The sequence below is a fragment of the Stieleria sp. JC731 genome (assembly GCF_020966635.1).
Classification (GTDB): domain Bacteria; phylum Planctomycetota; class Planctomycetia; order Pirellulales; family Pirellulaceae; genus Stieleria.
This window is the reverse complement of sequence record NZ_JAJKFQ010000001.1, coordinates 1,423,426-1,435,788: the sequence shown is the minus strand read 5'-3', so window position 1 is coordinate 1,435,788 and position 12,363 is coordinate 1,423,426. Positions and strand designations below refer to the sequence as shown.

Genomic DNA, 12,363 nt, shown 5'->3' with positions numbered 1-12,363 from the left:
CCAAACGTTTATGGTCAACTCTTTCAGCCAAACACCAAACGACTTGGACGAACTCGAATTGCTCCTTGACCAAGCGTTGGCTTACCAAGCCGACATGGCAATGCGCGGCAGGGACTTTTCACTCGATTCAGTCCTCGCCCAATTCGGTCAACTGGCCGAACGTGGCGAAGCAGTTCTTGCAGTTCTCTACAACGACTATCGTCTCACGCCGGTCAAACAACGGCCCAGCCGACAGCGTGAGCTTTGCGAAAAGTTCCCCAGTCACGCCGCAGCGCTCGATCGTCAAATCGGGTTCGGACAGATCGTCGATTCATGCCTCGGCGATGAGGGCGAATCACAGGACACCGAAGACACCTTGCTAGAGGTGGACGATGCGGTCAAACCTCAGCGCGAGCGATTCAACCCGCTGGCATCCATCGATCAGCTAGGGCGATTCCAGATCGAGCGTCTGATCGGACACGGAGGAATGAGCAGTGTTTATCTAGCGCTCGACACGATGATTGATCGACTCGTCGCGATCAAGATTCCTCGCCCCCGTAAAGGCGGCAAAGCACATTTTGATGAACGCTGCTTTCAAGAAGCTCGTATCGCGGCCAAGTGTGACCATCCCGGTCTAATCGACATCCTCGAAGTCGGTCGTTGGAACGATTGGTTCTATCTTGTCAGTCGCTATGCCGATCGAGGTGACTTGGCGACTTGGATCGAAGATCATCCGGGCCCGCAACCGGTTGAGCAAGTCTCGCGTTTGATGACAGCGGTCGCCGAAGCCGTCGCCCACTGCCATAGCCGTGGTGTTCTTCACCTCGACTTAAAGCCCGCCAATCTACTTTTCACCACCGACGATGAGGGTCCCCAATCCGATGGAATCTTTCCCGGCAAAGTCCAGGTAGCCGACTTTGGACTGGCAAGGTTATCGGAATTTGATACCAGCGATGCCTCGACAACAAAGCAGTTCGGGACCTTGCTGTATATGGCCCCCGAACAAATCGAAGGCGACCAAACCCGGATTAATCAAACGACCGATGTCTTCGCCCTCGGTATTATCTTCTATCAGCTGCTAGTCGGGCACCATCCCTTCGAGGCGCCAACGCCTTTCGGTTTGATGCAGCGGATCTACCAAGGACAATTCATCGGATTCGAAAAGGGAAGCACAATCCCAATCGAACTTCAGAAGATCTGCCAAACATGCTTGGCGGTTGATCCACAATGTCGATATCAATCGGCAGAAGAATTGGCCGAAGACCTGAAACGCTATCAAGACGGACACGCGATCGCTGGTCTTCACGAATCGGCTTTTAAGAAAGCGTTACGCTGGTGCCGAAAGGAGTCTCGCATCAAAGAAGCCGCGATTGTCGCAATCTTTAGCCATGCCTCGATCGTCCTCGGACTCGCCTTCGGATTGGCAATCTTCCTATTCGTCGAATTTCCATTCGATGTCTCTCGAAAAGAAATCGCCATCGACCTGGGTAAGCTCGCTCTGTTCCCGCACATTCCGGCAATGCTAACGGGACTAGCGGTCTTGTCGGGACGACGCAATTGGCAGTGGCTTAGCACGATCATTGGAGCCTGCACCGTCGTGATGGTGCTACAGGCCTTCGTTTCGTTCGAAAGTCCGATCCGACGATACTCCGGTGAAACCTTCGCGTTTATCATCACCCATGTCTTGGTCGCGGGCATCGTGATTGTCACGTTTATCCCACAAGTCATCGCGATCCCAGCCTTAATTTCCTTCAATCGGCGTTCAAAGCGATAACGTTTTTCAGAATCTATGTCGCGACGAATCGCATTCGCTTATCGGCGCCCGACGAGCCAGCCACAGAAGGCGTTTCACTAAACGAAATTCTGTCGTACCGCGCGTACCGCAACATCGGTTCGATCACTCGCACCTGTTTTGCGCAGGATGTTCTGCACGTGCTCTTTGACGGTTTCGACACTGATCGAAAGCGACTTTGCGATCTCTCGGTTGCTTAGTCCAAACGCGACGTGACGCAGCACCTGAGCTTCACGCCCCGTCAATGGAAATTCCTCTGGCAGGTCTTTCGCTTTGACGGACGCGGTCAGCTTCTTTCGCAGGACATCCAACCGTCCCCCAGGAAAGCTACTTTGATGCTCTGCCGCGTATCGGATGACCTGTTCGATCATCTCGGCGCTGTCACACTTCAATAGATAGTCCTGCGCCCCGTTGGCAAGCGACCGGGCCATGTAAACCGGATAGTCATAAGCACTGAAGATCACGACTGGTAAATCGGGATGATCAGCGCGAAGTTCTTCCAGCAACGCAATGCCATCGCCCTTCCGCATTTGCACATCGATCAACAGAACATCAAAGTCCTCTTCACGGATCAAGTCTAACGCGTACTCGCCATCCGCAACCGCGACCTCGATGCTGATAGAAGTTCCATGCATCAATTGCGATATGCCTACTCGAGCGGCTTCGTGATCATCCACGACCAACGTTTTCACTGACATCTGCTTTCCAGTTCAAGCTTACCTAGTTGTCCAAACCTGCCATTCAATGCTGCTTGTGGACAGCCCTAGTTCCATCCGGACTTGCCCTGACGGTGCACACCTATTCATGGCGTACATTCGCCGCACCGGAAGTATGGCTCCCCGGTATGCTGAACCCCAGCCTTACCCCCCAAAAAAGTAGGCATTTGAACAGGGTTTCTTCTTTTCCCGTCCAGCCGATCGGCACTGCGGCCGAAGCGGGCGGCTTGGCGACGTCAATCAGCCGAATCGGAATCACTTTTTTGCGTGTTTCTTAACAGTGACCTAGACATTGATGAGGATTTCCATCCCTGCGTTGGCCCTTTTGACTTCGACGACGAACGAACAACATGACCTCACCGGCCTCAATCCTGCTTGTTGACGATGACTGGCACTTGGTTCAGTCCATGGCAGATTGGTTGCGCGAATTGGGTCACAGTGTTGATGTTGCGGACTGTATTGATGGTGCCAAAGTAACGCTCGACCAACGTCCGTACGATTTGCTGATCACCGACCTACGGCTTCGCGACGAGGACGGATTCCAGCTGATCGGCTACACGAAAAAGCGTCACCCCGACACGGTCGTTCTAGTGATGACCGGGTATGCGACGCCAGACACGGCGATCGAAGCGATCAAAGCAGGTGCGTTTGACCTGCTGACCAAACCGATGATCGATGACGAACTGAACTTGGCGATTAGCCGAGCCGTTTCGCAGCGAGAAATCGAACAAGAGAACGAAAAGCTACGCGAGCGACTTGACCGTCGATCCGGACTCGAAGGCATCATCAGCCATGACTACCGGATGATGAAGATCTTCGATGTGATCGATAGCGTCGCGGATGCCCGAGCATCGATCTTGATTACCGGTGAAAACGGAACCGGTAAAAGCATGATCGCACGTGCAATTCATGAACGCAGCGCTCGACGCGGAAAGCCATTTGTCGAAGTCGCATGCGGTGCTTTGCCAGATAATTTGCTCGAAAGCGAACTGTTCGGGCATGTCAAAGGCGCTTTTACCGGAGCGGCCACCGACAAGGTTGGTAAATTCCAACTGGCAGACCAAGGCACGTTATTCCTAGACGAAATTGGAACCGCTACCGCGGCGATGCAAGTCAAATTGCTACGCGTTTTGCAAGAGTTTCAATTCGAACAGCTCGGTGGCACCAAGACACAGTCGGTCGATACCCGAGTCATCCTGGCGACCAACGAAGATTTATCGAAAGCCGTGAGCGACGGTTCGTTTCGACAAGACTTGTACTATCGAATTAACGTCGTCAATATCGTGCTGCCTTCGCTTCGAGAACGCGTCGGTGACATCCCATTGCTGATCGATTATTTCTTGCGTGAAGCAGCAGAAACCTGCGGTCGCGATGTTGACTGTTTCGATTCCGAAGCGATCACTCAAATGCAATCGTATCGCTGGCCAGGAAACGTTCGACAGCTACAAAACGTTGTAGAACGTGCAGTCCTGCTTTCGCGAGGACGTCAGTTAACACTCAACGATTTACCTCCGGAAGTTCTTGGCCAGATTGCTGACCCGATGGGACCAGCAATCCCTGATTTGCGACCGGCAGGCCCCAACCTAGCTGTTGCTCCTGCGGACCTTCAAAACAAGAGCTTGCGTGAAGCACTTGAAGGCCCCGAACGCGAAATCATTCTGCACTCGCTGCGAAAAAACAATTGGAATCGCGCGGCAACCGCTGACGCATTGGACATCAACCGAACCACGCTATACAAGAAAATGAAGCGTTTGGGTTTAGACGATCCACGCCTACAATTCGCTCAGTAGATCTGAACGTGGCGAGAGTTGTTTTCTACACAACGCCGAATCTTGGCGAACCTCACCACCAAGCCGACAGTGCTTTTTACTTTGCATCCGCGTTCACTTCACGAACGATGCGAAACCCAGTGTAGACGCTGCTATCTGCCTTCTCGGCAAACGTCCTGATCGAAGCCCTGGTTGCCGCTGGCGTGCAAGTCCATGCGCCGCCACGCATGACTCGCCAATCTCCGTATTGATGCAAGTCCGTCGCCTCATCAAACACGGGATCCTTGAGGACGAATTGCTCTCTTTCTCGGCGCGAAATTCCGCTTAGATAACGGTCGTAAGCGTCTTCGGCCCAGCGATCCTGGCACCACTCCCAGACGTTGCCATGCAAATCGTGCAGCCCCCAGGCGTTGGCTTTGAAGGACCGAACCGGCGCGGTAAATACATGGCCATCGCCTTCACCCGCCGTCAATCGAACTGCTCGCGTGTACCGAGCCGTGTTTGGAAAACGTGCCTCTAACGCACCATCAGCAACATTGCCATGCGCATAGGCAAGGTCTGGATCGTTGCCGAATGAATACCAAGTTGTCGTTCCCGAACGGCAAGCGTATTCCCACTCTGCCTCGCTCGGCAATCGATGATTTCGGCCATCTTGTTCTGATAGCCAGCGGCAGAACGCTTGTGCGTCGTTCCAACTGACCGCGACAACGGGATGACGATCGCTCTGTTCGAATCCTGGCGACTGCCAAGTCACTGCGGGATCGGCATGGAAACGATCCACATAGTTATCCTCATCTGGAAACCATCCTAGCGCTCCGCCGTTCTTCTCTGCGTCGGTTCGATAGCCTGTCGCTTCGACAAATTCTCGAAACTGGCCGACGGTCACTTCACAGTCAGCTATCTCGAACGCCTTTGTCAGTTCGACCCGATGAGAGGGCCGTTCAAATTTAAAGTCTTGGTGATTGCTATAGGGATGGTCCAGGTGGAACCGCTGTTCGTTGCGATCGGAATTGTCAAATCCACGCATGAACGTCCCTGCGGGTATCCGCACGAAGCGAATGGCCAGCGGGCTTGCGTCGTCGGATTTGTCGACTTGTTGTGGATCAGTTTGTGCGACAGCCGATTTCGGAAACAGCATCGAACCACAAAGGATCGTCGCCATCATCAGGGCAAGTGGCAGCGTCTTCAAGCGACCAACTCCTCAATGACACCGGGGCTATCCTGAAACGACTCACTGGCTTTGACCCCCATTTTTTCGGCCATCGTTTGCCAAAGCGCCGACAGAGGTGTGTTTTCGGGCAATTGTAAATGGGTTTGATGCTTGATCCCCAAAGCCTCGCCGCCAGACAACACTGTTGGCAAAATCGCTTTGCTATGTCCGATCCCCATTCCACTGGAAAAGCCCAGCATGGAATGGTCAAGCAGCGTGCCGTTGCCTTCACGGATCGAATCCAAACGATCCAGGAAGTACGACCAATGTTTCATGTAGATCGTGTCAACTTTGGCAAGCTGTTCCAAGTTCGAGGGATCGTTTCCGTGGTGGGTCAATTCGTGATAGCCCTTACTGACACCGAATTCCGGATAAACACCGCCGGCCAATTCGGTACGTACAACGTAAGAAATCACACGCGTCGAATCCGTTTGAAAGGCCAGCGTGATTAGGTCATACATCAACTTGGCATAGTCGTCGTAGAGAAACTTCCCATTGCCTTCTGGAGTGACCGCGTTTTCGTAGTCACCTAATTCATTCAGGCCGGGCTTGGGTTTTGGTTTATCAGCCCAGTCAATCTCGCGAGCCAAGCTCTGTTCAACTTCGCGAATGGAATGGAAGTACTGATCCAATTGCCGACGATCATCTTGACTGATCTGCTTTTGGATTTGGCGTGCGTCATCGAGCACCGCATCAAGTACACTTCGGCGCTGACGAAACCCGATGTCCATTTCGGCTCGATCGGATTGGCTATCGGCGCGAAACAAGCGATTGAAAATTAGCTTTGGATCATTCTCGGCCGCCAATGGCACGCCTTGCTCGTTCCATGAAATCGTCGCGAGAGCTTGGCTGCCAAACCCGGTGCCTCGCTTGACAGAAAGCTGAAGCGATGGAAAACGAGTCTTCGCCCCATGGATTCTTGCAGCCAATTGGTCTGGCGATGCCACCTGCTTTTCGCCACGAGCAATCGAAGTTGCAAAGGGATAAGCACCGTCATGACCTCCACCGTGTTCTAAGTAGGTGCCGCTCAAAACGGTCAGATTCTCACGATGCTTTTCCAGCGGTTTCAATATCCGGGAAAACGATGCATCCTTGCCGAAGCCTTCCGGATAGAACTGCCGCATGTTCATTCCGGTACCGAAATAAAACATACCCATCCTTGGCACGATCTCTCCGGCCAATTCCGCGGCAGAAGCTTTTGATTCCAACCATGGCAAAGCAATCGTTGTCCCCAACCCGTGTAGGAAAGTACGACGGCGGAGCTTGTTTGCAATTCGCATCCCTATTTCTCTCCAAATACTTGGCTGGTCACCAGTCCGTGCAGTAGCGTCCGCATCGAATCGCCGCCACGAATCATCGTATCGATCATGTGTTGCAAATCATCGTCATCGGAAGGACTGACCGGACGCCCCAACGCATAAACCAACAAACGTTCTGCAACCCCGCGTCGGAAACGTTGTTTTTGCTGCACTAACAGCGACTTGAATTCGTCGTAACTATTGAAGGAAGTCCCATCAGGCAATCGTCCGCTGGGATCAATCGGCGGAACATTTCGACCACGAAAGTCCTCGCCGTCTTGTTCTGTCCGCCAAAGACCGATCACGTTGAAGTTTTCCAACGCCAACCCATAAGGGTCCAAATTGCGATGGCACGCGGCACAAGCATCAATTTGCTGGTGGGCAATCAATCGTTGACGCACCGTTAAACGTTCACCTTCGATGTTCGGTTCGATTTCGCCGGCATTGGGCGGCGGAGGGTCCGGCGGATCGTTGAAGAGCACTTCGCGGACAAAGACGGCACGAGAAACAGGTTTGGTTCGCACGCCATCGGATCCTGCTTGATGCACCCCGGCCATCCCCAGCAACCCGCCACGTGGTGAACCGTCGGGCAATTCCACTCGGCGAAATTGCTCGCCGCGCACACCTTCGATCTGGTAATGTTCGGCCAACCGCTCGTTGATGATCAGGAAGTCCGAATCGACTAGACAATCCAAAGCGAGCCCCTGCCGGACGAGATACCGAAAGAACTCCAATGGTTCTCGCACAACGGCTTCGGAAAGTTTGTCGTCGTATTGGCGATACAGAAATCGGTCCGGAGTAAACACCGTATAAGTCTCGGTCCGGAACCATTGCCGAGCGAAGCTATCCAAAAATCGATCTGACCTGGGGTCATCCAACATTCGATCGATCTGACGAACCAATTCGCCGGGCTCAGCGAGCTTGTGTTCGCTTGCCAATCGAAACAAACTCTCATCAGGCATCGAGTTCCAAATCAGATACGAAAGCCGTGACGCCAGCCGATACTCTTCTAGGTCGTCACTTTCGTCGCTGGCCTGATTGGGCTCCACCAGATACAGAAATTTCGGTGAGCACAATGCGGCAACGATCCCGACACGGATGGCTTCGTTAAAAGTCTCGCCCGCATCGAGTTCGGTTTGCACAACCGACAGGATGGGAACAAGTTCATTTTCCGTTATGGGACGACGCCAAGCTTTCGGCAAGAAACGAGCAAAGATTTCTCGCGCCGTATCGGGCTGCTGCTGATCAGCATTGCCGCCGAACAGAATCGAGGTATGGCTGACCGGTGGCCAAGCGTCATAAAGAGGTCCTTCGACTTCGATGTAGTCTAAGAAGACATGCGGAAACTGCTTCCAATCCAGCTTATCAGGATTTGGTGTTGAACGATCGCCACCCCAACCTTCGGCAATCTTGCGTCCGGATAGCCGAATCGTTTCGGTGAAATTGCCTTGCTTTCCAAGTTCATCGTTGCGACGCATGAAGTCCTCACCGGGGCGCTGCCCCATGTAAAGCTTTGCTTCATCAATCAACTGCACATGAACTTCACCGCCAAGCGTATCGCGAGGCACCACAACGGAGTATTCCTGCGGATCATCCCAGGAAGCTGTGACTTCGAATTCCATGATCTTCCGCATGGTTTCATCAGGATGATCATGCGTCACCAACAACCGCGGCACTCGACCGTCACTTCCTTTCACACCGCCGGCTTTCAATGTAAATCGATAAAAACCGTTCTCTGGGGCAACGTTGTTGTCGCGTCGACCTGGGTATCGCAACATTCCGAAGGACCGTGTTCCTCCTTCGACCAGACGTAGTCCGCCGGGAACCACTTCCATTCCCAACCGGGTCAACAGATAGCTAATCGCATGGCTGTCCGCGATCTCCTCAAATTCCAATCGCATCCTTTCGGTCGGATGCTTCGGTGGTCCATCCACGATCGCTCGATCGGCGATCCGCCGGGCTATCTTGTAGTAGGATTCCATTAGCGAAGGATCCAACTGCAACGCCGCGCTGACTTTGTCGAACCCTTCGGCTGTCCCGTCGGGCGGAAGCACATCGATCGGGCTTTCCCCGGTCGGGAACTTCATCGACAAAAGGTCCATTACCGTGTTGGTGTATTCGTGCCGATTCATCCTCCGCATTAATACGTTCTCGCCGGATCGCAAACCCGACTTTTCGGCCGCACGTACCTGCGATGTGACCCAGCTTGTCAGCAATGAAATTTCTTCAGCCGACAAGCGTTCTCGATCCTCTGGCGGCATTTGCCCTAGATTGATCTGTGTACGTACTTCGAGCCAAGTTGCCGCCGTGGCGTGATCGCTAAAGTCACTGCCGAGTTGATCGAGTCTTAATTCAGAGTCTTGCGAATCCGCACCATGGCAATCCAAGCAGGCTCGCTTCAGGATTTCACGAGCAACGGTGGCCGTTCGGTCATCAGAACCTGACGAAGCATCGGGCTGCTGTGCGAACAGGACTGACTCCGCAGCTGACGTCGCTAGTAAAGCCACAGCCAACAGCAAAGTCCGTAGAGTCGAGCTTTTAGAAACGCGTTTAGTATTCGCGTGAGGAAACATGCGGGCGGTGCAGGGCAGGGGAGTCGCAAAAGGCAGGATCGCGTCTCATTATACCCTCGCAACTGGTCTGATTTCCGCAGGGACAGATCAAAACTTTGCTCGATTCACTGTCGTCATAACGTCATCGACACTCATTCGCTTTCAACGATCAAATCCGTCAACGCATCGCGAAGAGGATCGTCGTCGGGACCGCAAAAGCCCCAGTGCAAGTGCTTTCGCCAACCTTCGGCGAATTCGAACTTGCCGCTCATTTTGCCCGTTTCGGCGTTCACGTCACGCAACGCTTGCAGATAACTGTCCATCCCTTGGCTCTGGTCAAGCCACTGTTTTTGGCTCTCATGACAGGCAAGCAGATCGACTTTCTTTTCCACGACATCGCTAACGTCGACATAGAAATGCGGCGTAACGATTTCACAGAGCTGTGTCCGATTGCCCACCGGCTGACAGTGATACACCGTGACCGGTTCGTAATAAGGATCAACCGGCGGATCACTGATCAGATTCGGCATCCCGTGAGAAAACGCCGCGCTGACAGCCAATCGACAGGAGTTTTGATGATCTTCCATGTAGTCGATCGGCGGCTGTGTCAGGACGATCGACGCCTTGGACTTGCGAACGATCGCGGTCACCTTGGCGACGTTTTCGATGTTGTACGCCGCTTCCATGTCCGGAAAGATGGGGCCGTAAAACGTCGCCCCCATCAGCTCACATGCCCTCTTTGCTTCTTCCAATCGAGTCGCTGCACATTCTTCGCGTGACATCGTTGTGCTGCCACGTGAACCGTCACAAAGATTGACGTAGTGCAAGTCCCAACCGAGTCGCCCTAGGTGCAACATCGTACCGGCCATCATGTATTCGATATCATCAGGATGCGCCGCGATGGCAAGGACCGAAGGCATGGGAGCGTTCTCCAATGAAGATACGTAGGGAATGAAACGGTCAACCGGAATCGAAATGGTTCAGGTTGATGCCGTGAACAGGGTAGCCAGCGATCGATCGAACTGACCTCGCGTCATCACTTTCTGAACGCCGATCTGCTTTGCCAGTTCCAATGGCTTTTCCTGAACATGGGGACCGTACGCAACCGTGATTGCATTCGGACAAACACGATCGCGATAGTCCATCAGTTGTTCCAACAGTCCACTGCGTGTGGACAGATCGACGATGACGAACTTGATCGATTCGATTTCAGGAAGCGCACCTGATAGCTTGAATGCGTAACCGGCATTCTGTGCAGCAGCGCGGACACGTGATGCGAAAATTAGATCGCCGGACAACAAGACAACGGTCTCTGCATTGTCCGACGAATCTTGGGGATCGCTTTCTTTCAAATCACTCACTGGCGTTTTTCCACTTCGCCCTTCATGAACTCAAACCCTTCCTTGGCCAGTTTGATTTCGGTATCAAACATCTTCCGCCAGATCTTGGTTGCCGCAGCGATTTCAGGAAGCGCCAGACCGAAGGCTTCGATCACAAGCCAGCCGTCATAACCGCTGTTGGTGATCGCATCAAAGTTCTCTTGCCAATTGACGCCGCCCTTACCAGGTGTGCTGCGGTCGTTCTCGCTGATATGGATGTGGATCAGCTTGTCACCACCAACATTGATCGCATCGGTGATGCTTTTCTCTTCGATGTTGGAATGGAACGTGTCGTACATCATTCCGCATGCCGGATGATCGACTTCGCGAACGAATCGCGCCGAATCCGCATGGGCATTCAGCAAGTAGCATTCGAAGCGATTCAGAGCTTCGACACCGATCCGTACCCCAACGTTTCCAGCATGTTCGGCACACTCTCGCATGCCTTCGACGCCCCATTTCCATTCGTCTTCGGTTGGGCCGGCACCGCTGAAAAGACCGATCGCGGAGTGATAGGGGCCGACAAGCGTTTCGATTCCCGCTTCGGCTGCCAGATCAAGTGTTTTCTTGGTCAGCTCGATTCCCTTCTTTCGTACTGCGGGGTCCGGCGAAATCGGGTTGTCTTCTTCGATTCGGATCGTGACGCCGGTTCGTTTCAATTCCATCGAATCGAGTTGCTTCCCGATCGCTCCGTAATCCAAATCCAGATTGAACATCGGCAACTCGACACCGTCGAACCCGATTTCCTTCAGCTGCTCGCAAACCGGATACATTTCCTCGGTCACTTCGCCGGTCCACAGCAGCAAGTTCATTCCGTATTTCATCGATCGTCAAATCCTAGCGGGGGGAGGGAAGGGAAGGGCGTCGAGCCGTCGGGACGAGTCAGCAAACTCGTTCGACGAGATTCTACCAATTCACGTGCATCGTGCAGCCATGGGAGGATCGATTGCGGCAATTCCACCAATCGAACTCGCCGCATCACTTGATTAAGCCGCATCAACAACCGATCTTCATCCAAATAGTCGTACAGAAACCGTGCTTCGCAGTACCGCTGGATCGTGGATACCATCCGATCGGTGGGATGCCCTGTGATTTCGTTGACACAGTTCTGAATCAACTCAGCAGAAGCCTGCTCAATCGTGGCGTAATACCGATCGGCAACTTCGGAATCATCACGGATCCAAAAGGCATCCAAGAAGATTTCGATCAAGATATGCCCAACAAACATCGGGCGAAAACCACGATCGCCGGGAAGTTGATCGCGAAGCTGAACCGCCAACTGAAGGTTCAGTTCCGCGAACGCCGCGGTCTGATGAAACCAACGATCGTCTTCGATGTGATGCAGAATCCCCTGGGCGATCAGCCGAATCGACGCATCGTTTGATCCCATCGCGGCGCTGGCGAGCTTTTCGCGTGCACGTATTTTCCGATTGATCACGCTTAACCAATCCGGGACCGCTGTCGCGATCGCAACGAGTGGTTCGTCCAGGTAGGGAATCGCGTGCGAAAGAAAATTCATTCGGAAAGTCTAGTCTGAAGGTGCTTCGCTATTCACCCTACCAATTGGTCAAATGCGAGGCATCATCAAACGCATTCAATACCAAGGCTTCGTTTTCCCAAACTTTCACGAAATTTGCGAATCGGTGCCGCAGGGAACCTTGGTATGCG

10 protein-coding genes are annotated in these 12,363 nt (G+C 53.2%); 2 read left to right on the top strand and 8 right to left on the bottom strand.

The annotated features are described in order from the left end of the window. Positions 1-10 precede the first annotated feature (10 nt). The gene (locus LOC67_RS04740) at positions 11-1,753 is read left to right on the top strand and encodes a serine/threonine-protein kinase (protein WP_230261361.1); all 1,743 of its coding nucleotides are present in this window, start codon (positions 11-13) and stop codon (positions 1,751-1,753) included. A 77-nt stretch (positions 1,754-1,830) separates the two neighbouring features. On the opposite strand, the gene LOC67_RS04735 is transcribed toward LOC67_RS04740, so the two are convergent. Continuing rightward, on the bottom strand, positions 1,831-2,469 hold the full coding sequence (locus tag LOC67_RS04735; RefSeq protein ID WP_230261360.1) for a response regulator: 639 nt from the start codon (positions 2,467-2,469) through the stop codon (positions 1,831-1,833). A 368-nt stretch (positions 2,470-2,837) separates the two neighbouring features. Here LOC67_RS04735 and LOC67_RS04730 point away from each other — a divergent pair, with 368 nt between their 5' ends. Further along, positions 2,838-4,277 (top strand): sigma-54-dependent transcriptional regulator, encoded by a 1,440-nt coding sequence (locus LOC67_RS04730; protein WP_230261359.1) that lies wholly within the window; start codon positions 2,838-2,840, stop codon positions 4,275-4,277. Positions 4,278-4,353: 76 nt separating this feature from the next. Here LOC67_RS04730 and LOC67_RS04725 read toward each other — a convergent pair whose 3' ends face one another. The 7 genes from LOC67_RS04725 to LOC67_RS04695 form a co-directional block, all read right to left on the bottom strand. Continuing rightward, the gene (locus LOC67_RS04725; RefSeq protein ID WP_230261358.1) at positions 4,354-5,445 is read right to left on the bottom strand and encodes a formylglycine-generating enzyme family protein; all 1,092 of its coding nucleotides are present in this window, start codon (positions 5,443-5,445) and stop codon (positions 4,354-4,356) included. Beyond that, on the bottom strand, positions 5,442-6,746 hold the full coding sequence (locus LOC67_RS04720) for a DUF1552 domain-containing protein (RefSeq protein WP_230261357.1): 1,305 nt from the start codon (positions 6,744-6,746) through the stop codon (positions 5,442-5,444). Before LOC67_RS04720 ends, LOC67_RS04725 begins: the two co-directional genes overlap by 4 nt. 2 nt (positions 6,747-6,748) lie before the next feature. Continuing rightward, positions 6,749-9,271: a DUF1592 domain-containing protein gene (locus tag LOC67_RS04715; protein ID WP_230261596.1), complete on the bottom strand. Its 2,523-nt coding sequence runs from the start codon at positions 9,269-9,271 to the stop codon at positions 6,749-6,751. A gap of 197 nt (positions 9,272-9,468) precedes the next feature. Beyond that, positions 9,469-10,236: a PIG-L deacetylase family protein gene (locus tag LOC67_RS04710; protein ID WP_230261356.1), complete on the bottom strand. Its 768-nt coding sequence runs from the start codon at positions 10,234-10,236 to the stop codon at positions 9,469-9,471. Positions 10,237-10,296: 60 nt separating this feature from the next. Continuing rightward, entirely contained in the window at positions 10,297-10,677 is a 381-nt protein-coding gene (locus LOC67_RS04705) for a histidine kinase (RefSeq protein WP_230261355.1), read from the bottom strand. Continuing rightward, positions 10,674-11,519, bottom strand: a complete 846-nt coding sequence (locus LOC67_RS04700; protein WP_230261354.1) for a sugar phosphate isomerase/epimerase family protein — start codon at positions 11,517-11,519, stop codon at positions 10,674-10,676. The genes LOC67_RS04705 and LOC67_RS04700 overlap by 4 nt, the downstream gene beginning before the upstream one ends. Continuing rightward, the gene (locus LOC67_RS04695) at positions 11,516-12,214 is read right to left on the bottom strand and encodes a hypothetical protein (protein ID WP_230261353.1); all 699 of its coding nucleotides are present in this window, start codon (positions 12,212-12,214) and stop codon (positions 11,516-11,518) included. The genes LOC67_RS04700 and LOC67_RS04695 overlap by 4 nt, the downstream gene beginning before the upstream one ends. Positions 12,215-12,363: the final 149 nt, after the last annotated feature.